Source organism: Agrobacterium sp. RC10-4-1, assembly GCF_014138475.1.
Taxonomy (GTDB): domain Bacteria; phylum Pseudomonadota; class Alphaproteobacteria; order Rhizobiales; family Rhizobiaceae; genus Agrobacterium; species Agrobacterium pusense.
Window position 1 is genome coordinate 200,053 of record NZ_JACJIT010000008.1, and the last position, 21,722, is coordinate 221,774.

At 59.8% G+C, this 21,722-nt stretch carries 20 protein-coding genes; 12 read left to right on the forward strand and 8 right to left on the reverse strand.

Annotation, left to right across the window (positions count from 1 at the left end):
* Nucleotide 1: 1 nt before the first annotated feature.
* Nucleotides 2-1,480 carry an MFS transporter gene (locus tag FHW77_RS21390; RefSeq protein WP_374709507.1) on the reverse strand — a complete coding sequence of 493 codons (1,479 nt, stop codon included), beginning with the start codon at nucleotides 1,478-1,480 and terminating at the stop codon, nucleotides 2-4.
* Nucleotides 1,481-1,651: 171 nt separating this feature from the next.
* Here FHW77_RS21390 and FHW77_RS21395 point away from each other — a divergent pair, with 171 nt between their 5' ends.
* Nucleotides 1,652-2,503: a LysR family transcriptional regulator gene (locus FHW77_RS21395; RefSeq protein ID WP_044459514.1), complete on the forward strand. Its 852-nt coding sequence runs from the start codon at nucleotides 1,652-1,654 to the stop codon at nucleotides 2,501-2,503.
* Between the two features lie 119 nt (nucleotides 2,504-2,622).
* Nucleotides 2,623-3,405, forward strand: coding sequence for a pyrroline-5-carboxylate reductase (locus tag FHW77_RS21400; RefSeq protein WP_044459515.1), 783 nt, complete (start codon nucleotides 2,623-2,625; stop codon nucleotides 3,403-3,405).
* 49 nt (nucleotides 3,406-3,454) lie between these two features.
* Here the strand turns inward: FHW77_RS21400 and FHW77_RS21405 are convergent, their stop codons facing one another.
* From FHW77_RS21405 to FHW77_RS21430, 6 genes are all read right to left on the reverse strand, one after another.
* The gene (locus FHW77_RS21405; protein WP_006700134.1) at nucleotides 3,455-5,053 is read right to left on the reverse strand and encodes an MFS transporter; all 1,599 of its coding nucleotides are present in this window, start codon (nucleotides 5,051-5,053) and stop codon (nucleotides 3,455-3,457) included.
* Nucleotides 5,050-5,490, reverse strand: a complete 441-nt coding sequence (locus tag FHW77_RS21410; RefSeq protein ID WP_044459516.1) for a DoxX family protein — start codon at nucleotides 5,488-5,490, stop codon at nucleotides 5,050-5,052. Before FHW77_RS21410 ends, FHW77_RS21405 begins: the two co-directional genes overlap by 4 nt.
* A 204-nt stretch (nucleotides 5,491-5,694) precedes the next feature.
* Nucleotides 5,695-7,677 (reverse strand): amidohydrolase, encoded by a 1,983-nt coding sequence (locus FHW77_RS21415; protein ID WP_004437500.1) that lies wholly within the window; start codon nucleotides 7,675-7,677, stop codon nucleotides 5,695-5,697.
* Nucleotides 7,677-7,967, reverse strand: coding sequence for a XapX domain-containing protein (locus FHW77_RS21420; protein ID WP_006699976.1), 291 nt, complete (start codon nucleotides 7,965-7,967; stop codon nucleotides 7,677-7,679). Before FHW77_RS21420 ends, FHW77_RS21415 begins: the two co-directional genes overlap by 1 nt.
* A 73-nt stretch (nucleotides 7,968-8,040) precedes the next feature.
* Nucleotides 8,041-8,730 (reverse strand): hydrolase, encoded by a 690-nt coding sequence (locus FHW77_RS21425; protein ID WP_004437494.1) that lies wholly within the window; start codon nucleotides 8,728-8,730, stop codon nucleotides 8,041-8,043.
* Nucleotides 8,731-8,870: 140 nt separating this feature from the next.
* Complete coding sequence (locus FHW77_RS21430; RefSeq protein ID WP_044459517.1) at nucleotides 8,871-9,803, reverse strand: ring-cleaving dioxygenase; 933 nt, start codon at nucleotides 9,801-9,803, stop codon at nucleotides 8,871-8,873.
* A gap of 119 nt (nucleotides 9,804-9,922) precedes the next feature.
* Between FHW77_RS21430 and FHW77_RS21435 the strand changes: the two genes are divergently transcribed.
* From FHW77_RS21435 to FHW77_RS21445, 3 genes are all read left to right on the forward strand, one after another.
* The gene (locus FHW77_RS21435; protein ID WP_044459518.1) at nucleotides 9,923-10,822 is read left to right on the forward strand and encodes a LysR family transcriptional regulator; all 900 of its coding nucleotides are present in this window, start codon (nucleotides 9,923-9,925) and stop codon (nucleotides 10,820-10,822) included.
* A gap of 195 nt (nucleotides 10,823-11,017) precedes the next feature.
* The gene (locus FHW77_RS21440; protein ID WP_044459519.1) at nucleotides 11,018-11,641 is read left to right on the forward strand and encodes a TetR/AcrR family transcriptional regulator; all 624 of its coding nucleotides are present in this window, start codon (nucleotides 11,018-11,020) and stop codon (nucleotides 11,639-11,641) included.
* 23 nt (nucleotides 11,642-11,664) lie between these two features.
* Entirely contained in the window at nucleotides 11,665-12,108 is a 444-nt protein-coding gene (locus tag FHW77_RS21445; protein ID WP_004437482.1) for an SRPBCC family protein, read from the forward strand.
* Between the two features lie 218 nt (nucleotides 12,109-12,326).
* Here FHW77_RS21445 and FHW77_RS21450 read toward each other — a convergent pair whose 3' ends face one another.
* Nucleotides 12,327-12,794 (reverse strand): Lrp/AsnC family transcriptional regulator, encoded by a 468-nt coding sequence (locus FHW77_RS21450; RefSeq protein WP_108081749.1) that lies wholly within the window; start codon nucleotides 12,792-12,794, stop codon nucleotides 12,327-12,329.
* A 120-nt stretch (nucleotides 12,795-12,914) separates the two neighbouring features.
* Here FHW77_RS21450 and FHW77_RS21455 point away from each other — a divergent pair, with 120 nt between their 5' ends.
* The 7 genes from FHW77_RS21455 to doeB all read left to right on the forward strand — a co-directional run bounded on the left by FHW77_RS21455 (nucleotide 12,915) and on the right by doeB (nucleotide 21,719).
* Nucleotides 12,915-14,393 carry an NAD-dependent succinate-semialdehyde dehydrogenase gene (locus tag FHW77_RS21455; RefSeq protein WP_044459521.1) on the forward strand — a complete coding sequence of 493 codons (1,479 nt, stop codon included), beginning with the start codon at nucleotides 12,915-12,917 and terminating at the stop codon, nucleotides 14,391-14,393.
* A gap of 13 nt (nucleotides 14,394-14,406) precedes the next feature.
* Nucleotides 14,407-15,810 (forward strand): aspartate aminotransferase family protein, encoded by a 1,404-nt coding sequence (locus FHW77_RS21460; protein ID WP_044459522.1) that lies wholly within the window; start codon nucleotides 14,407-14,409, stop codon nucleotides 15,808-15,810.
* A 169-nt stretch (nucleotides 15,811-15,979) separates the two neighbouring features.
* On the forward strand, nucleotides 15,980-17,428 hold the full coding sequence (gene ehuR, locus FHW77_RS21465) for a MocR-like ectoine utilization transcription factor EhuR (protein WP_044459523.1): 1,449 nt from the start codon (nucleotides 15,980-15,982) through the stop codon (nucleotides 17,426-17,428).
* 68 nt (nucleotides 17,429-17,496) lie between these two features.
* Nucleotides 17,497-18,516, forward strand: coding sequence for a hydroxyectoine utilization dehydratase EutB (eutB, locus tag FHW77_RS21470; RefSeq protein ID WP_044459524.1), 1,020 nt, complete (start codon nucleotides 17,497-17,499; stop codon nucleotides 18,514-18,516).
* On the forward strand, nucleotides 18,513-19,526 hold the full coding sequence (gene eutC, locus FHW77_RS21475; RefSeq protein WP_113344257.1) for an ectoine utilization protein EutC: 1,014 nt from the start codon (nucleotides 18,513-18,515) through the stop codon (nucleotides 19,524-19,526). Before eutB ends, eutC begins: the two co-directional genes overlap by 4 nt.
* The gene (gene doeA / locus FHW77_RS21480; RefSeq protein ID WP_044459526.1) at nucleotides 19,523-20,701 is read left to right on the forward strand and encodes an ectoine hydrolase DoeA; all 1,179 of its coding nucleotides are present in this window, start codon (nucleotides 19,523-19,525) and stop codon (nucleotides 20,699-20,701) included. The genes eutC and doeA overlap by 4 nt, the downstream gene beginning before the upstream one ends.
* A 4-nt stretch (nucleotides 20,702-20,705) precedes the next feature.
* Nucleotides 20,706-21,719, forward strand: a complete 1,014-nt coding sequence (gene doeB / locus FHW77_RS21485) for a N(2)-acetyl-L-2,4-diaminobutanoate deacetylase DoeB (RefSeq protein ID WP_044459527.1) — start codon at nucleotides 20,706-20,708, stop codon at nucleotides 21,717-21,719.
* Nucleotides 21,720-21,722: the final 3 nt, after the last annotated feature.

Sequence of the window (21,722 nt, forward strand, 5' to 3'; positions counted from 1 at the left end):
CCTAGTCATGGGCAGGCTTTCGCGCCGGCCCGAAGATCATGAAGCTGATGGCGGCGAGTAGCCATACACTGATGCCGGCATAAAGCATGACCAGGCCGAACCCATCCGCAAGCGCCCGGTGGACAAGCTCTTCCGAAACGCCCTGCGCCGAGGCGCCAGCAGTTCCCGCGGCGATCTTTTCCGCCAGCGACTGCACATGAGACACATCCGCCCCGATCGGCAGGTTCGCCCGAAGCGACGCCCCCACGCCCTCGACCAGAATAAAGCCCATGATCGGAATGTTGATGGCAAGCGAGATCATGCGTGCGCTCATGTCGATGCCCGAAGCCATGCCCGAACGGGCGGGCGAAACCGCGCCCGTGGTCGTGTTGGTAACGGGGGTATTGGTAAGTCCGAGCCCCATTCCGGCGAGGATGCAGCCGGGCAGCATTGTAAGCCAGTTCGCCTCTTCGATACCGCTCCCCAGCTTCATCAGCATGAAGCCGAGGCCGATAGTGAACAGTCCTGCCGGAATGACGAGGCGGGGTTGGTAGCGCAGCGACAGGCGTTCCGCCAGAGGCGGGACCACCAAGGCTGGCAGCGTATAGGCAAGCAGGCCGAGCCCGGCGGTGACGCTGTCATAACCGAGGCCAGCCTGAAACCAGATCGGCAGATAGATCATGAACGGCCAGAAGCTGATATTCATCGCGGCCGAACCGATGATCGCCCCGGAAAAAGGCCGGATGCGGAACACTGAGAAGTCGAACATCGGTCTTGAACTAAGCTTTTCGGCAATCAGGAAGGCGATGAAGCTCGCAGCCGAGGCGCCAAGGATCAGAAGCGCCGCCGGGCTCGCAAAACCAAGCTCGGGTCCCTGTGTGATGAAAAAGGCAAGGCAAAAAACGGACAGCGAAAGCGTGGCCATGCCGGCGATATCCAGACGTGCCGCCTCGGGGTCACGCGATTCTCTCACACCGCCCGAAGCAAGCAGCCACGTCACGATGGCGAGCGCTACGTGAACGAGGAAAACCCATTCCCAGCTCCACAGCGCAACAATGGCACCACCGATGATCGGGCCGAAACCGAGCCCAACGCCCGAGATGATGCCCCACCAGCCGAAGGCCATGCCGCGCTCCCGCGCCGTACGGAACTGGTGCGACAGAATGGCGATCTGGCACACCAGCATCGCTCCGCCGCTCAAGCCCTGAAAGAAGCGCGCGCCGATCAGCACCGGAACATTCTGCGTCATTCCGCAGGCAAGGGAAGACAGGGCAAAGGCAGCAATACTGGCAATAAAGACACGTTTGCGGCCGAAGCGGTCGGCCAGCGCACCGGTTGCCATCAGCACCATGGTCACGCCGATGGTATAGGCGTTCATGATCCACTGGAGTTGCCGGAAATCCGCGTGCAGTACCTGTTCCAGTGTCGGCAGGATCGCCGGAACGCTGGAGATTTCCAGTCCGAACATAAGAGCGGAGAGACAAACGGCAGCGAGCGCCATGGCGCTTCTGCTACCCGTTTGTTCGGTAATAACAAGGGTCATTCTTCAGCCTTTCTTGGCTCGGCTCGCAACTGTGAAACCGATCTACGGAGGCGACAGGCTAGACAAAGCTTGACCATAACTGAATTGGATGATTGGCTATTTCAGAGACAACGAATTGGAATAGTCGACATGAGCACGCTGGATGTGGAGGCCGTCGAAGCCTTCGTTACCATCGCCGATATGCAGAGCTTCACCCGCGCGGCCGAAGCGCTCGGCACCACCCAGGGCGCGATCAGCGTCAAGCTCAAGCGACTGGAAGACAGGCTAGGCCAGCGGCTGCTCGAACGCACACCGCGTTCGGTGCGGCTATCCGCGCAGGGTGCAGTGTTTTTGGCGCCCGCCCGCGAGTTTCTCGCCGCACACGATCGCGCATTGGCAGGCCTTTCCTCACCGCGCCGTCGTTTTGGCCTCGGCATTGCCGCCCACGTGGCAGGACCGGAGGTGCCAACCCTTCTGGCCCGCCTCAACGACCATGATCCGGGCCTGACGATTGAAGTGCGGATGGACCATTCGCGCTCCCTGCTCGACGCGTTCGACCGTGGGGAAATCGATGCGGCCATCATCAGACGCGAGGACGACCGGCGCGACGGCGAGGTTCTCGGACCGGAGCATTTCGGCTGGTATGCAGCCCCGCAATTCGAACATCGTCAGGGTGAACCGTTGCGGCTTGCGGCACTGTCTCCCGCCTGTGGCGTGCGTGATATAGCCACCCGCGCCCTGGACGGGGCTGGCATAGCCTGGACGGAGGTCTTCCTCGGCGGCACATCGTCCATGGTAACCGCGGCCGTTTCGGCGGGACTTGCGATTTCCGCCTTCTCCTCCCGTCTTGCCCCACCCGGCACCGTGGAGGTGAGCCAGCGTTTTGGGCTGCCTTCCCTGCCTTCCACCGAAATCATCATGTTCTCGACCCTGACGGACAGCAGATCGCGTGAGGCGTTGCGAACGCTCGCTGCCGCTTTTCGCGAGCATCGGCCGACCTAAGTGCCGTGGCGTCACAGATGGCCCGACCGCCTGTCGACATTTACCGGTGGAAAATCTAGCATCGCGCCAAACTGGAAGGACCGACCATCTCTCGATCCAGCCGCCACAGTGGAGTATTCATGTCCCTGCCCCAAAAAATCGGTTTTATCGGAACAGGCGCCATCACCGACGCGATGGTACGCGGCCTGCTTGCCAGACCCGCCGCCGTACCACATGTCATGGTGTCCCAGCGCAGCGCGGATGTTTCGGCTGAACTGGCTGCCGATTTTTCGCAGGTGATCGTCTCAAGCGACAATCAGGCGATCGTCGATGGCTGCGATACCGTCATGCTGGCAATCCGTCCCCAGATCGCCGAGGAGGTCATCCGGCCGCTACGGTTCAGGGACGAACAGAAAGTCATCAGCGTCGTGGCTGCGACCAGCCGGGAAACCCTTCTCGACTGGATCGATGCGGATGTACATCTCACCCAGGCGATCCCGCTGCCCTTCGTCGCCCGCCGCAAAGGCGTCACCGCCATTTATCCCGCGGATAGGGATACGGCAGCAATCTTCAACGTGCTCGGCAATGCGGTGGAATGCGAGACCAAGGCCGAATACGACCTTCTGGCCGCCGGAAGCGCTCTGATGGCTACTTATTTCGGCATCATGCAGACAGCTACGGAATGGTTGGCCGAAAACGGACTGCCGGAAGAAAAGGCGCGTGCCTATCTTGCGCCCCTCTTTGGCGGCCTCTCCGAGGTGGCGGTGTTGGCCGGAAGCAAGGCGGATTTTAACGATATCAGCCGTGAATTCGCCACCAAAGGCGGCCTCAACGAACAGGTGCTCAAAGACTTCGATGGCAAAGGCGGTTCAAAGGCCTTGAAAGATGCATTGAGCCGCGTGCTCGAGCGGATTGCGCGATAGCAGCCGGTGCAACGGTAGGAACAAAAAGGGGCCTTTCGGCCCCTTCTGTTTATGCCTTGCCCGGACGGTTGATCGTCAGGAAGTGGCGCACGACAGGCTTTTCCAGCCCGGAATGATAAGCCAGCACCTTGCCCTGCAGATCTGCATCGGCATTGGAAACCCGCTTGTGCTGGCGAAGATGTTCCGCCCAGGATTCCACCATGAACCATTCGACGATCTTCTGCGGATCGGCGGAGTCTTCCGTGACACCCCAGCCATAGGCTCCATCGCGGCGACGCTCCTGGGAAAGCTCGTCGAGTGCATGCAGGAAAGCGGAGCGGTGATGCTTTTCGACGTTATATTCGATCAGGATCAGAACCGGGCCGCGATCATGGGCCACCGGCTCGGCAACGAGCGGTTCCGGCCAATGGTTTGATGGCACCATATCCGCATCACCCGCAGGCAGTTTCAGGCGGTGCATGACAAGGCCCGCAACCAGCAGTCCCGCAGCACCGATCAGCAATGCACCCGGCACACCTGTGGCTTCACCAACAGCACCCCAGCCAAGGCTGCCGGCTGTCATCGCGCCGTTGAAGACGGTGAGATAGACAGCAAGGCCACGGCCACGCACCCAGTTTGGCAGAACTGCCTGGGCGGCCCCGTTCAGCGTCGTTAGAGCCGTGATCCATGCGCCGCCGAGGAACAGCAGGACGATGATGGCAAGCCACTTCGGCGGTGCGAGCGAAAGCGCGGCCATGACGAGTGCGGTAATGACGGCGGCACCGAGAAGCAGGGCATCTGCATCGAAACGTTCGCGCAGCTTCGGCATGACCAGCGCGCCGCCGATGGCGCCAGCGCCGACAGCACCGAGCAGGATACCGTAGAAGCTGGCGTCTCCGCCGAGCAATTGCCGGGCAACCAGGGGCAGCAGCGCCCAGACGGCGCTGGCGAAAGCGAAGAAGATCGCGGCCCGCAGCAGCACGACATGAAGCGGCTTGCTGGCACGGGTGTAACGAAGGCCCGCCCGGAAAGCGCCGAGGAAACCTTCGGCCAGCGCATCATCAGCGTTCTTTACCCGTGGCCACCACAAAAGGGCGGCGATGACGACGAAGTAACTGGCGACATCGGCGCCATAGGTAAAGGCCGCGCCGAAGGCCGCAAGCAGGATGCCGCCAGCAGCCGGACCGATGGAACGGGCGATATTGATGCCGAGCGAGTTCAGAGCCACGGCGCTCTTGATATCCTCGCGCTTCACCAGCTCCGGCACGATGGCCTGCCAGGTCGGTCCCATCAGCGCCGCACCGATACCGCCGAGGAAGGTGAGACCGATCAGGGCGCTGACGGACAAAAGGCCGGTGTGCGCAAGAACCATGAGTGTGACGCTGACAGAGGCCAGCAACAGCTGAACTGCGATCAGGAACTTGCGGCGGTCGAGAATATCGGTCAGCACGCCGGCCGGGATCGCCAGAAGAAAGATCGGCAGGGTTCCAGCGGCCTGCACCATGGCCACAGCCGCCGGAGAGGCCGAAAGATCGGTCATCAACCATGAACTCGCGACATCACGCATGAAGCTGCCGGTATTGCCCAGCACCGTCGCGGCCCAGAGGACGGCGAAGACCGGTTGTGCAAGCGGAGCAAAACTGCTTGCGGAGGATTTTGCGGCGCTCATTTGCCCGTTCCTTTCGTGAGATCGATTGCAGCGACGACAACAAATGCGCCAGCGAGACCTAGATGTTCAAAGAAGGCATTGGTGGCCATCATGCGGTCCATGCCCGGCGCCATTTCCCAGAAGCGGAGAGCGATGAAGGTGGCGACAAGAGTGAAGCCCGCCAGTGCCAGAGCTCCGGCCCAGCGCAGGAAGCCCGACATGACCAGAGCGGAGGCGGTGAGTTCGAACAGGATGACGACGACGGCGAATGCGGCCGCCGGCTGAAGGCCAAAATGGTTCATCTCGGCAATCGCCCCTGGAAAGTCGAAAATCTTCGTCAGCGGTCCCTGAATATAGGCCGAGCAAAGCGCCAGAAGCGCAAGGGTTTTTGTGGCGGGTGCGGCAACGATATCCGCAAGGAAGCCCCGAGGGCGAAGGGTTGAAGACGGCTCAGTCATAATGTGCTCCTACTGGCCGTTCGGTTCGAGCGGCGCTGGCGTTCATCTGATGGAGCGATATTGGCGCAAAGGATTACCGCCAACAATTGCATCAATAGTTTCGATATAATTGCGTAATTTGTAATATTCTTTTATCGGTTATTGGTCGTATCCCACGGGCGGCACATGCGCCGCCCGTGAGTGGGCTTCTTTTGCCGATGAAGCTTATACCGCCCAGCAGGAGCAGCCCAGGGCACCGAAGAAGCCTTTGAGATCGGCAATCGGCAGCTTCGATGTCCAGGCACCGGCATGGTCGTGACCATGCACACCGCAATCGCTGGCGCAGCCGCAGGTGGAGATGGCCGTGCGGCGCAGCGAGCGGGCGCCGGCGCCATCCGGTTCACCCCAGGCGGCGTAGCCGCCGAACTTGCGCACTGGCGACCAGTCTGGCATGGCCGGCGGAATATTGCTCTCGTCCAGTGCCTTGAAGTCACCGGCGCCATAGACGACCTTGCCACCCACCATCGTCAGTTCCGAGGTAAGGAAGGAGATTTCATCCTCCGCACAGGAGAAGAAGTCCTTGTCCGGCACCACGAGATCGGCGAACTGGCCTTTCTCGATGCGGCCCTTCTTGCCTTCTTCATTCGAGAACCAGGTGACTTTTTCCGTCCACATGCGCAGCGCCGTTTCGCGGTCTAGGCAATTGGCGCGCGGGTAAAGCTGCATGCCGCCAACGGTCTTGCCGGTCACCATCCAGAAGAGCGACACCCACGGATTGTAGGAGGCGACGCGCGTTGCGTCCGTCCCAGCCGAAACGTTCACACCCTTATCGAGCATGCGCCGGATCGGTGGTGTGGCTTCGGCCACGCCCTGGCCATAACGCTCGACGAAATATTCGCCCTGATAGGCCATGCGGTGCTGGGTGGCGATGCCACCGCCAAGCGCGGCGATACGGTCGATGGAGCGGTCAGAAATGGTTTCTGCATGGTCGAAGAACCAGTTAAGCCCTTCGAGCGGGATATCACGATTGACCTTTTCGAAGACATCCAGCGCCCGCGAAATGGTCTCGTCATAGGTTGCATGCAGACGCCAGGGCCAGCGGTTTTCCGCGAGAATCCGGACAACATCTTCAAGTTCGCCTTCCATCTCCGGCGGCATATCGGGCCGCGGCTGACGGAAATCCTCGAAATCGGCCGCGGAAAAGACCAGCATTTCACCCGCACCATTGTGCCGGAAATAATCGTTGCCCTGCTTGTATTTGACCGATTGCGTCCAGTTGAGGAAGTCTTCCTTTTCCTGTTTCGGCTTCTGCGTGAAGAGGTTGTAGGCCAGCCGAACGGTCATCTGGTTCTCATCCGACAGCTTCTGGATCACCTCGTAATCATCCGGATAATTCTGGAAGCCGCCGCCGGCATCGATGACGCCGGTTACACCCAGCCGGTTCAGCTCGCGCATGAAATGGCGGGTGGAATTGACCTGATAGTCGAGCGGCAGTTTCGGCCCTTTGGCAAGCGTCGAATAGAGAATGCCGGCATTCGGCTTGGCGAGCAGCAGGCCGGTGGGATTGCCGTTGGCATCACGGGTGATTTCGCCACCGGGCGGGTTCGGCGTGTCCTTGGTATAACCGACGGCACGCAGCGCGGCGCCGTTAAGCAGCGCCCTGTCGTAAAGATGCAGAAGGAAGACCGGCGTATCCGGCGCGACCGCATTGATCTCCTCGATGGTCGGCAGGCGCTTTTCGACGAATTGGTGCTCTGTGAAACCACCGACGACGCGCACCCATTGCGGGGCTGGCGTTATCGCGACCTGGCGTTTCAGCATGTCCATGGCATCGGCAAGCGAGCGCACGCCGTCCCAGCGCAGTTCCATATTGAAGTTCAGGCCCCCACGCACGACGTGGGTGTGGTTGTCGATCAGGCCCGGCAGAACCCGCTTGCCCCTGAGGTCGATGATCTTCGTTTCCGGCCCGGCAAGGGCCATGACCTCGGTATCGCTTCCCACCTCGAGAAACAGACCATCCTTGATGGCGACTGCCGTTGCATTCGGATTGCCACGATCAAGTGTCGTGACGCGGCCATTGTGAAGGATGGTATCTGGATGCATGGACGAAGCTCCGCTCTTGATGGGATCAGCGGCCTTAGCCGGTGAAAACAGATTCGGAAAGGCGAGACTGGATGCCGCGCCGAGGAAAGTGCGTCGTGTCGGCATCAGCTTCTCTCCCTCTCGATGGGTGCGTTGCCCTTGGCAATATCTACCGTTTCGACACCACCCCTGGGCATATGGCCGAACATGTGCGGCTTGATCTGGTTGAACCACGAAACGGCGGCCGGTTCCCTGTCGATGATCGTTCTTGCGAAAGGGATGATCTGTTCTCCGACCAGGATGCCCAGCAGACCGACCAAGGCAATGACGGGCGGCGCGGGCGAACGCACATTGAGCAGGCTGTAAACGATGCCGACGAGCAGGCCGGCGCCAAGCGACAGAAGATAGACTTTCATGGAAACCTCCTTTGGATGGATGAAGCCGCGCCGGCCGGGATATTGATCCCGCCGGCGCGTCAGGGTTGAAAGCTTATTTCGCGGGGTTGGGGCCGATGCGCTTGCCGTGCTTGACGCGCTCTGCGCCGCCATGAACATGCGTGACCGCATAATCGATGCCCATGCCGTAAGCGCCTGAATGTTCCTTCACCAGCGAGGTGACGGCGTCATAGGTTTCCTTGCGCGCCCAGTCGCGCTGCCATTCCAGCAGCACCTGCTGCCAGGTGACGGGGATGACGCCCGCCTGCACCATGCGGTCCATGGCATATTTATGCGCATCGACAGAGGTGCCGCCAGATGCATCCGCCACCATGTAGATTTCGTAATCGGCGACATCATGCAACGCCGAAAGAGCGAAGGTGGTGTTGCACACTTCCGTCCAGAGGCCGGAAACAACAATCTTCTTGCGACCGTTGGCGGCATTCTTCGCCAGGGCATCGCGGACATTCTGGTCATCCCAGGAATTCATCGAGGTACGCTCGAGAATGTCGTTTTCCGGGAATACTGCCAGCAGTTCCGGGAAGGTGTTGCCGGAGAAGCTTTCCGTTTCAACCGTGGTGATTGTCGTCGGAATGTTGAAAATCTTTGCAGCCTTGGCGAGGCCGACGACATTATTCTTCAGGGTCTGGCGATCGATCGACTGCACACCGAAAGCCATCTGCGGCTGCTGGTCGATGAAGATGATCTGGCTGTTGGCGGGAGTAAGGACTTCAAGCTTCGACATGGTGGTTCTCCGTTCAGGTGGTGATTGCCGATCGACGGCGGTGAAATTGACAAGGCTTCGCCGGTCAGCTGCCCGGCAGGGGCAGCCGCCTTGAAAGCGTGGATATGATTTCTTCAGTGGATGCGGATCAACGACCCGATTTATGCCGCAAGGGGAGCCAGGTTCGCCTCGATCTGATTGCGGAAAGGCTCATAACGGCTTGGCAGCTTGAGCGCTTCGCCCAGATGCGCGGTATCCTCGTCGCGATCGAAACCGGGTTCGTTGGTGGCGATTTCGAACAGGATGCCGCCCGGCGTGCGGAAATAGATCGCCCAAAAGTAATCGCGGTCGATGACAGGGGTGACCTGATAGCCGGTGTCCATCAGCGCCTTGCGCACGTCCAGCTGCTTTTGACGGTTTTCAACCGCGAAAGCGATGTGATGAACCGAACCGGCTCCCGGACGGGCAAAGGGCGTCTTTGGCAGTGTGGCGAGATCAATCGTATCGGCGCCGTTGCCGCCGGGAATGACGAAGCGGGTTACATCGCCTTCTGCATCGGCGCGCTCATATCCCATGAAGCGAAGCAGTTCCTCGGTCGCGGCCGTATCATTCAGATTGAAGCGCGCACCGGTGAAGCCGCGTATGGCGTTGTCTTCGGAGATGCCCTCGGCAAGCCATGGAGCGCGAGCATCGTTATCCGTTTCGATCATCGCGAGTCCATCGCCATCCGGACCGGTAAAACGCAGGCGCTGTGCACCGAAGACCGTATCGGCCTGAAGGCCGGCGGCACCTTTCGTAATGAGACGATCTTTCCAGAAGCCGAGCGAACCCTTGGGGACGGAAAACTGTGTCTCGCCCACTTCGCCGACGCCCGGACGGCCGGCCATCATGTTGGCGAAGGGAAAATACGTCATGACGGTGCCCGGGGTTCCCTTTTCGTCACCGTAATAAAGGTGATAGACGCTTGGCTCGTCGAAGTTAACGGTTTTCTTGACCCGGCGCAGGCCGAGCGTATCGGTGAAGAAGCTGTTGTTCTGCCGCGCATCCGACGCCATCGAGGTAACGTGGTGCAGGCCCTTGATATCCTTGATCATCGTCGGCGCCTTTCGCTGTTGGTATGCCCGTTTCGATGGAGAAAGATGTAACCCGCTTGATTGCATCGCGGAATTGCAATATTTTTCTCGAATGAATTGCGATTTTTGAAATAATAGAGATGAACGATCACAAAGCTCTCAAAACCTTCCTGATGGCGGCCGAAAAGCGCAACTTCGCGCAGGTGGCCCGTGAACTCGGCATGACGGCAGCGGCCGTCACCCGTGCGATTGCAGCACTTGAAGATGATCTCGGCGTGCAATTATTCGTCCGGACCACCCGTCAGGTATCGCTCACGACGGACGGGGCCGTCTTCGCCGCACAGATTCAGCCGGCGGTCGAGGCTTTGGAGAACGCCCGGCGCGATGTTCGCAACGCCCACAAGGCCGACGAGGGACGCCTGAGGATCAGCGCGCCGACATGGCTCGGCAAAACGGTGCTGCCGCCGATCCTGTCGGGCTTCCGGGAACTCTATCCGAAAATGTGCTTCGAGATTTCGTTATCGGATGGCCTGGTCAATATCGTGGATGATGACTACGATCTGGCGATCCGTATCTCGTCCGCCCCATCGGACAAATTCACCATATGGCGCAAGATCAGGGCTGTACCGCGCATATTGGTGGCGGCTCCGGGCAGCCGGTTCGCGCAGATGAAACACCCCGCTGAACTGACGCCTGACGATTGCCTTGCCTACAGCGGCGAGAGCCGTCGGGAGAATTGGGTTCTGTCAGATGGCGGGTCAAGTATCACGATAGCGGCAGGTCGTGCCTTCAGCGCCAATAGCGGCGAGGTTCTGGCCGATATGGCTGCGGATGGCGCAGGGGTCGCCTTGCTGCCGGGCTTCAACATCGCACAGCATATCCACAGCGGCCGCCTCGTCCATGTCCTGCCCGGCTGGTCGCCGCCGGAACTCTGGCTGACGCTCTATTATCCGCCCTATCAGGCCCTGCCGCCCCGCATCGCAACTTTCTCGAAATTTTTCGAAGAACAGTTACCAGCCTACATGGTGGCGCTGGAGTAGAGCTGCCCGGATCTGCGCATTTTAATGACGGCGCGGGAGCGGCGCGCTCCCTCGCGGGATCGAGCGCGCGCCTTCTGTTATGCGCCATCCTGCCCAACGATTTTGGACCGGGAAGTCACCGGACAACACACCAGTAAAATTCCGCTTGATTAAATACCGACTAGTCTGTATTTTATCAAGCAAGGGAGATTTGATGTGGCAAGGAAACAGAACCCATTGACCAGGCCGGGCCTGCTGGAGGCGGCATTTACCGTCATCCGGACGAAAGGTTACGCCGCGACGACAGTTGACGACGTCTGCGCCAAGGCCGAGCTGTCCAAAGGTGCATTCTTTCACCATTTCTCCAGCAAGGAGGAAATGGCGGTCGCGGCTGCCCAGCACTGGTCGGAGGTAACCGGTGCCGTGTTCGAAACCGCGTCCTATCATGATGCCGCTGATCCACTGGAGCGACTGCTGAACTACGTCGCCTTCCGCAAGCAGTTGATACAGGGCGACTTGCCGGATTTTACCTGCTTTGTCGGCACCATGGCGCAGGAGGTTTACGAGACCAGCGAGGCGATCCGGCAAGCGTGCTGGACCAGCATTTCAGGCCACGCCGAAACACTTGTCAGCGATATCGAAGCAGCCCTGGATCAATACAGGATAACAGAGACATTTACGGCGGAAAGTCTTGCCCTGCACATTCAAGCCGTCATCCAGGGCGCCTTCATTCTGGCAAAAGCGAGCGGGAATCCGCAGCAAGCCGTCGAAAGCCTCGACCATCTTCACCGCTATATCCGGCTGCTGTTCAGCCCGACAATGATCGACCACGTTGAATGACAACGCATCAACAGGAGGAAACCATGCCAAGCGTCATTCGTCTACATCGCGTCTTCGCAACGAAACCCGAAAAGCTTTATCGCGCTTTCATCGAACCGGATGCGATTTCAAGCTGGCTCCCGCCATTCGGGTTCACCTGTACCGTTCATGAACTGAATGCGAAGGTCGGCGGCAATCACCGGATGTCTTTCCGAAATTTCACGACGGGCGACAGTCATTCCTTTGGCGGGACCTATGTTGAACTCGTGCCCGGAGAGCGCCTTGTCTACACGGACCGCTTCGACGATCCCAACCTGCCTGGCGAAATGAAAGTCACGGTGAGCATGAAGGCAGTCGCATCCGGCACCGAAGTGAATATCGAACAGGAGGGCGTGCCGGATATCATTCCGGCTGATGCGTGTTATCTCGGCTGGCAGGAGTCACTGCGCAAGCTTGCCAAACTCGTGGAACCCGAAATCACGCAATAGCGCTCGACAATGTTCCAAATTGCGAGCGCATGATCTGCCTGCGCAGGGCTTACATGAACTACCAGCTCCCGGAGGCTCCGGATCTGTCATCGCACGGATATCCGGGCCTCCTTCCTTTCCCCGCTGCTTGGGCAGGGTCTTGCAGCCCGTCCAGAACTAGAACGACCGTACAAAAGGCGGAAGTCCCGACACAGACATGTTGGCAGGCCTCTGGCCGGTCAGTCTTCGATAGGAAAGGCGAATCCGGCCTTCACGCGGTCCATGACGACCATTGTCTTGAACCCTTTAATGTCGTGGTTTTCATAAAAGAAGCGGCGGGTGAAGGCCTCGTAGTCCTCCATGTCCTTTGCCGTGATTACCAGAATGAAATCGGCATCACCGGTAACATAATAGCCGATCATGACTTCGCGCGTCGCACGGATCGCCGCCTTGAAGCGATCGACGATGTCCGCGCGCTCCCGTTCCAGCGACACGAGGACGATCATGGTGATGCCCCGTCCCACGGCTTTGGGCGAGACGATCGCCACATCCGCCTCGATCACTCCCTCCTCCCGTAATCGCTTGAGCCGCCTCTGGCAGGCCGTCGGCGAGAGATTGACGATCCGCGCCAGCTCCTCCGACGTCAGACGGTTGTTCTTTTGCACGGCGTCAAGCAGCGCCCTGTCGGCTCGATCAATATTGGTCATGCAGAATTCCTGCGTACTCGGGTAAAATTAGCATTATTTCTGCGTCAAGCAGGAAATAAATGCCGGAGATCGATCATGCAGCGACGCTAAGCTCCACGCAAATGAAAATGGAGCATATTCATGAAAGGTATTGCCAGCGCCGCGTTGAAGAACCTTCGCCGGCCCGATCTGATTGAACATCGCGCCTTTTTGGGCGGGGTATGGGTGGAGCGCAGCGAGAGGCTGAGCGTTATCGACCCAGCAGGCGGCGGCCATCTCGTGGATGTGACCGCCTGCTCTCTCGATGATGTCGATTCCGCCATAGAGGCCGCCAGCGCAGCTTTCCTTCACTGGCGTGAGACGCTGCCGGTAGAACGCGGCGACATCCTGCGGAGCTGGGGCAGACTGATGCGCGACAATGCGCGCGATCTCGCCACTATCATAAGCGCCGAGCAGGGCAAGCCGCTGGAAGAATCGCTGGGGGAAATTTCCTACGCGGCCAATTTTCTCGACTGGTTCGCGAGCGAAGGCGAGCGATCCTATGGCGAGACAATACCGAGCCACCTGAAAGGTGGCAATCTCTCCGTACGGATGCAGCCGATCGGCGTAACGGCAGCGATCACGCCATGGAACTTCCCGTCAGCCATGATAGCCCGCAAGGCAGGAGCGGCCCTTGCCGCCGGTTGCACCATGATCGTCAAGCCGGCACCCGAAACTCCGCTCTCGGCGCTGGCTCTGGTAAAACTTGCGGAGGAGGCAGGCATGCCGGCCGGCGTATTGCAGGTACTGCCCGGTGAAGCCGCGCCTCTGGCGCGTCGTCTTCTGGAGCATACCGATGTGCGGGCGTTCTCCTTCACTGGCTCGACGGAGGTCGGGCGGCTGCTCCTTACCCAGTCGGCGGCAACCGTCAAGAAAGCGTCGCTGGAGCTGGGTGGTCATGCACCCTTCATCGTATTTGGGGATTCTGATCTTTCTCAAGCGGTGGCGGGGTGCATCAGCGCCAAATTCGCTACATCTGGCCAGGACTGCCTGGCGGCAAATCGCATCTATGTTCAGCGAGCGCTCTATGACCGCTTCATCGATCGGTTTGCCGACGCAACTTCCAGACTGACCGTTGGCCACGGCCTTGAACCGGGCATCGACATTGGGCCGATGACACGGCCATCGGTCGCCGAAAAGTGCCGTCAGCAGATCGCACAGGCGCTCTCCGCTGGCGCGCGCCTCGTCTGCGGCGGGCAAGACAGTCCCCTCGGCGGCAATTTCGTAACGCCAACCGTGCTGGCTGATGTGACTGACGACATGCTGATCGCACGTGAGGAAACCTTCGGGCCTGTGGCCGCCATCCTTCCCTTCGATGACGAGAATGAGGTCGTCCGCCGCGCCAATGCTACCGAGATGGGGCTTGCGGCCTATGTCTACACCAACGATCTGGGCCGGGCGATGCGCCTGACCGACCAGCTGGAATACGGCATGGTTGCCGTCAATACGCCGAAATTCACCGGTGCGCCAATTCCCTTCGGCGGCTGGAAACAATCCGGCCTCGGCCGCGAAGGCTCGCGCCACGGCCTGATGGAATATCTTGAACCCAAATATGTCTGCTTCGGCAATCTGGCTGCCTGAAAGGAACCCGCCTATGACCATCGACATCAACAATATCGCGGAAATGGATCGAAATGCGGTTCTGCACCCCTTCACGCAGCTGAAGGACTTCGCCAGCGGCAAGCTCGGGGAACCGACCATCGTTGAAACCGGCAAGGGCATCCGCATTCAGGACGCCCACGGCAAGCAGTTGATCGATGGCTTTGCCGGTCTTTATTGCGTCAATGTCGGTTACGGTCGCACCGAGGTGGCGGAAGCCATTTCCCGTCAGGCCTATCGGCTCGCCTATTATCATTCCTACGCCGCCCACACGACGGACGAACTGGCGATCCTGTCCGACCGGCTGGTGAAGATGGCTCCCGGCAAGATGAGCAAGGTGTTTTACGGCATGTCCGGCTCGGACGCCAACGAGACCCAGGCCAAGCTCGTCTGGTATTACAACAATCTGCGCGGCAAGCCGGAGAAGAAGAAGATCATTTCCCGCGAGCGGGGATATCACGGCTGCAGCGTCGTTTCCGGTTCCATGACCGGCATGAGCTTTTATCATGACCACATGGACCTGCCGCGCGCTGGCGTGCTGCATACCGGCGTCCCCCACCATTATTGGGGCGCTGAAGCCGGTGAAACCGAACAGGAATTTTCAAAACGGCGCGCCGACGAACTGGAAGAGCTCATTCTGCGCGAAGGCCCCGACACAATCGGTGCCTTTATTGCTGAACCGGTGCTTGGCACGGGGGGTATCACGCCGCCGCCGGAAGGCTACTGGTCGGCGATACAGGATGTTCTCAGAAAATACGATGTCCTGTTGATCGCCGATGAGGTGATTACCGGCTTCGGGCGTACAGGCTCCATGTTCGGCTCACAACATTACGGCATCGAGCCGGATCTGATCACCGTCGCCAAAGGGCTGACATCAGCCTATTTCCCGCTCTCCGGCGCGATCGTAGGAGAGAAAGTCTACAAGGTGATGGAGGACGGCGCTGATCGCGTCGGCGCCTTCTCGCACGGCTACACCTATTCCGGACATCCCATCGGTGCGGCTGCGGCAAACGCCGTGCTTGATATCGTGGAAAAGGAAGACCTGCCGGGCAATGCACGGGCCGTCGGCAACTATTTTCAGGAGCAGTTGAAGGCAAGGTTCGCACAGCTTCCAATCGTCGGCGAGGTGCGTGGCGTGGGCCTGATGGGCGCCATCGAATTCGTGGCGGACCGGGAAAAGAAGACACGTTTTGCACCGGGGCTTGCGGTTGGTGCACGCGTTTCGAAGGCAGCACGCAATGGCGGCCTTATTGCGCGGGCCATGCCGCATGGCGATATTCTGGGCTTTGCACCGCCGCTCGTGACGACGAAGGCGGAGGTGGACGAGATCATCGCCATCGCCGAAGCCGCCGTCCGCAGCGTCATGGATGATCTGGTCCAGGCTGGCGAAAAAATCTGATCACCAGCGAGGCTTTTACCGGACCGGGAACTGCTCGTCTGGACAGCAGGGAGATGACGATTGCGCCTGTTTTGGATGCAATTGTCATCTACGCTGCATAAGGCTTCATCTTTTCACCGAACCGTGCATAATGTCATGAAATCATCTTCGTCTAAAACGAGACAATTTCATGCGCCGTCAAGCCAATCCGCTCAGCCTCGATCCGGTTCCCGCAACGAAACCGGTGGCATGGCGGCCAGTTCTCGCCAAGCAGAAGGGCGAAACGAAACATTCGGCACTGACCGAACGCATCATCGCCGATATCGACGCCGGCGTTCTGAAGCCGATGGATCGCATGCCGACCCATCGCGACCTCGCGCGTGAACTCGGCCTTTCCGTCCAGACCGTTAGCCTCTCCTATAAGGAGGCCGAGCGGCTGGGCTATCTCAGCGGCGAAATCGGCCGAGGCACCTTCGTGAAGACACGGGTGACGGACCGGGCGGGCCGCATGATGCTCGACCACAGCCCGACTGAGGTCCTCGATCTCTCCATTATCCGCGGCGTCTATCTCGACGAGCATGAAAACGCCTCACGCGCCATCCTTCGTGAATTGGCCGATGGTGACAATTCGGGTTTCATGCGCCCCTGCCGGCCGGTGGCCGGCCTCGACAGCCACCGGGAAACCGCCCGAACCTGGCTCACCATGATGGGCGTGACCGCCGGTGCGGAACGTATCCTCGTTACTAACGGCGCAGCCCACGGCATTTTCCTTGCCCTGAGCTGCATCATTCGATCGAACGACGTGGTTCTCTGCGAGAACCTCACGGACCACGGCATTATCGGCCTGTCGAACATCCTCGGCTTCAGTCTCAAGGGCCTGCCGACCGATGAAGAGGGCGTTTTACCGGACGCGCTGGAGGCCGCGTGTGCATCAGGCGGCGTCAGGGCGCTGGTGCTTATTCCCACCCTCAACAATCCCACGGGGCATGTATCGGGCGCGGAGCGCAGACGGGAGATTGCGACAATTGCCGAACGCTACGGCGTCTTTGTCATCGAAGACGAAGTTTATCGCCCGATCATCGAGGATGATTTGCCATCCATCACCGAAATGCTGCCCGATCTGGGCTTTTTCGTCACCAGCTTCACCAAGACGGTGCTGACCGGGCTGCGCGTTGGTTATCTCGTCGTGCCACCCGCCTATTCCATCCGCGCCGCCTCCATCCTGCGTGTATCGAGCTGGAGCGGAACCTATCTCATGGCAGAAATCGCCACGCGCTGGGTGGAAAACGGCACCGCAAGGCGGCTGCTTGACGTCCAGCGCGCCGAAGCACGCATGCGGCAGAAAATTGCCGCGGACATATTGAGCCACCATATCGCCTCGACCCACTCCCTGTCCTTTTGTGCCTGGCTGAAGGTTCCGCCACGCTGGACTGAGGACGGCCTTGTACGTGCGCTGACGAACCAGAATGTCGCGGTAACCCCATCAGAACCATTCATTGCCGGACCCGGCCATGGCGGCGGCATCCGCATATGCCTCGGCGGCCGCCTCAATCATGCAACCCTTATCAAAGCTCTGACCACGGTGCGGCAGACCTTCGAACAACTGCCGCCCGTCTACGATATCGGCTCGATCGGCTGAGGCTGTCGATCGAAAATCATTGAATCATTACAATATAATAATTGACATGGTTTTACTTCGCTCACAACATGACAATCATGAAGAGCGAAAACCCGTCCATATCCGCCGAAAAAAGCCCGCTTCCGGTCTCGCTGGCCGCGATAGAGCAGGCGGCCGCGCGGCTTGCCGGACAGGTGGAGCGAACCCCGCTGGTCCGCTCGGACAATCTGTCCGAACGCTGTGGCCATCCCGTTCATCTGAAGCTTGAAACCCTTCAGCCTATCGGCGCCTTCAAACTGCGCGGCGCGATGAATGCCATATTCTCGCTTGACGATGAGGCGCGCAAACGTGGCCTCGTCACCGCCTCGACAGGCAATCATGGCCGGGCCGTGGCCTACGCTGCAGCCAAACTCGGCATTCCCGCCACCATCTGCATGTCGGCGCTAGTGCCGACAAACAAGGTGGAGGCAATCCGCGCGCTTGGCGCCGACATCCGGATCGTCGGCAGATCACAGGATGACGCGCAGGAGGAAGTGGAGCGCCTGACCAGAAGCCATGGCCTGACCGCTATACCTCCGTTCGATCATAGCGACGTCGTGGCGGGCCAAGGCACGATTGGTCTCGAGGTTGTCGAGGACATGCCTGAACTGGCGACAATTCTCGTTCCGCTATCAGGCGGAGGCCTTGCGGGCGGTATCGCCGTTGCGGTGAAAGCGTTGAAGCCGAGGGCGCGGGTCATCGGTATTTCCATGGAGCGGGGTGCGGCCATGCATGCGTCGGTTAAAGCCGGTCGCCCCGTCTCGGTCCAGGAGGAAGAAACGCTGGCGGATTCGCTCGGCGGCGGGATTGGACTGGCGAACCTTGTGACCTTTGCGCTTTGCCAGGCATTGCTTGATGACATCGCGCTGGTTTCCGAAGACGAGATCGCAGCAGGCATCCGCCATGCGGCGCACGAGGAAGGACTGACAGTGGAAGGCGCGGGCGCCGTTGGCTTCGCCGCCGTCCTGTCGGGCAAGGTCAACATCAGCGGCCCGACCGCGATCATCGTATCGGGCGAAAACATCGATCCGGCGCTCCACAAGACCATCATCGACAGGGGAACCGCATGAGCCGCATCACCATCCTGACCGAAAAAGACCTGCGCGCCATCGTTAAGCTCGACCTTTCCGCGGTCAACTGCGTGGAGCAGGCCTTGGGCGCCCTTGCCACCAAAGCTGTCGCCATGCCGCCGATCCTCCGGCTCGATATTCCCGAATTTCGCGGCGAAGTGGATGTTAAGACTGCCTATGTGCCGGGTTTCGACGGCTTTGCCATCAAGGTCAGCCCCGGCTTCTTCGACAATCCGACGCTTGGGCTACCGAGCCTCAATGGCCTGATGATCCTCTTCAGCGCGAGGACCGGGCTGGTGGAGGCCCTGCTTCTCGACAACGGTTATCTCACCGATGTGCGCACCGCTGCGGCCGGTGCAGTTGCGGCGCGGCACATGGCACGAAAGGACGCGTCCGTCGCAACGATTTTCGGGGCGGGCATGCAGGCGCGTCTGCAGCTCGAGGCTTTGACGCTGGTGCGGTCGATTAAAACTGCGCGAATCTGGGCACGAAACCATGACAAGGCTGAAAAGCTCGCTAGCGATTTTGCCAGGGAGCACGGCATCGAAGTTTCCGCCGTGGCTGATCCACAGGCAGCGGTGCGAAACGCTGACATCATCGTCACCACGACACCGGCCGAAAAGCCAATCCTGCGCGCCGACTGGCTGGAACAAGGACAGCATCTGACCGCGATGGGATCGGATGCCGAACACAAGAACGAGATCGATCCGGCCGTATTCGCCAGAGTGCGCTATGTCGCGGACAGGCTTACGCAGACCCGCATTCTCGGCGAATTGCATCACGCGATTGCCGCGGGTTACGTCGAGCGGGATCAGCCATTCGCCGAGCTTGGAGAGGTGATCGCCGGCAAGTCACAGGGCCGCCTCTCGAACGAAGACATCACCTTTGCCGATCTGACCGGCACCGGCGTGCAGGACACAGCCATCGCCAATCTCGCCTTTGCCCGCGCCAAAGACGCAGGCAGCGGCCAAATCATCGAAAACAGCGTAAAAATGGGAGACGCAGCGTGAGTGTAACGCTGAACTTTACGCGCGAGGAATATGCCGCGCGCCTGGCTAAAACCCGGAAAGCCATGGAAAGTGCCGGTATCGACCTGCTTGTCGTCACCGACCCGTCCAACATGCATTGGCTGACAGGTTATGACGGCTGGTCCTTCTACGTCCACCAATCTGTGCTCGTTCCACCTGATGGTGAGCCGATCTGGTACGGTCGCAAACAGGATGCCAATGGCGCCAGGCGCACGGCGTACCTCGCCCATGACAATATCATCGGCTATCCCGATCACTATGTTCAATCGACCGAACGGCACCCGATGGACCTGTTGTCGCAGATCATCGAGGAACGGGGCTGGTCAGGCCTGACGGTCGGTGTCGAAATGGACAATTATTACTTCTCGGCAGCAGCTTTCGCATCACTGAACAAACATCTGCCAAACGCACGTTTCAAGGATGCCGCCGGCCTCGTGAACTGGCAGCGTGCTGTCAAAAGCCCGACCGAACTCGACTATATGCGCAAGGCGGGCAAGATCGTCGAACTGATGCATAAGCGTATCGTTGACGTCGTTGAACCGGGCATGCGCAAGTGCGATCTCGTGGCAGAGATATACGATGCCGGCATTCGTGGCACCGCAGAATTCGGCGGCGATTACCCCGCCATTGTGCCGCTACTTCCTTCCGGTGCCGACGCTTCCGCCCCGCACCTGACGTGGGACGACAAGCCAATGCGCTCAGGCGAAGGCACCTTCTTCGAAATCGCCGGCGCGTACCGTCGTTATCATTGCCCGCTGTCACGCACGGTCTTTCTCGGCAAACCGACACAGGCATTCCTTGACGCAGAGAAAGCAACGCTCGAGGGCATGGAGGCCGGTCTTTCCGCAGCCAAGCCCGGCAATACCTGCGAAGACATCGCCAATGCCTTTTTTGCCGTGCTGAAGAAATACGGGATCATCAAGGACAACCGCACCGGCTATCCGATCGGACTTTCTTATCCGCCTGATTGGGGCGAGCGCACCATGAGCCTTCGCCCCGGCGACCGCACGGAGCTGAAACCCGGCATGACGTTCCATTTCATGACCGGCCTGTGGCTGGAAGACATGGGGCTCGAAATCACCGAGAGCATCGCGATTACCGACACCGGTGTCGAATGCCTTTCCAATGTACCGCGGCAACTCTTCGTGAAGGGCTGAGACGATGTTGAAGACCGCGCTTCGCCCCTCCCCGATCACGCCCTCCGTCGATTTTGACGCGAGGGGCGTGCAACACGGTCATCTGCGGCTGCCCTACAGCCGCGATGACAGTGCCTGGGGCTCGGTGATGATCCCGATCTGCGTTATCGCCAATGGTGAGGGGCCGACCGCCCTTTTGACCGGCGCTAATCACGGCGATGAGTATGAGGGGCCGGCGGCGCTTTTCGAACTCGCCCAGACGCTCGAGCCGGCGGAAGTGAAAGGCCGCATCATCATTGTCCCAGCGCTCAACTACCCGGCCTTTCGCGCAGGTACACGCACCTCACCCATCGACCGGGGAAACCTCAACCGCAGCTTTCCCGGTCGCCCTGATGGTACCGTGACGGAGAAGATTGCCGACTACGTCACCCGTCATCTGATACCGCTCGCGGATATCGTTCTCGATTTTCATTCCGGCGGCAGGACGCTTGATTTCCTGCCCTATGCAGCGGCGCACGAATTGCCCGACAAAACTCAGGAAAGCCGTTGCTTTGATGCCGTGGCCGCTTTTGCTGCCCCCTATTCGATGAAGATGCTGGAAATCGACGCCGTCGGCATGCTGGACACGACCGTCGAGGAAATGGGCAAGGTCTTTGTCACCACCGAACTCGGCGGCGCCGGCACGGCGAGCGCGAAATCGATCGATATCGCCCGCAGGGGCACCATCAATCTGCTGCGACATGCAGGCATATTGGCCGGTTCGCCCGTTGCCGCGCCAAGCCGTTGGCTGGATATGCCCTCCAGCGACTGCTTCACCTTTGCTGAAGATGACGGTCTCGTCGCCTTTGTCCGCGATCTGGGAGACGCGGTCACGGTTGGTGAGACAATCGCACGGGTTTATCCCATCGGGAAAACCGGCCTCGCACCGGTCGATTACCGCGCCTCCATGTCAGGGCTGCTTGCCGCGCGCCACGTACCCGGCCTCATCAAGGCTGGAGACTGCCTTTCCGTCATCGCCACGGTCACGGAGAATACCTAGCCA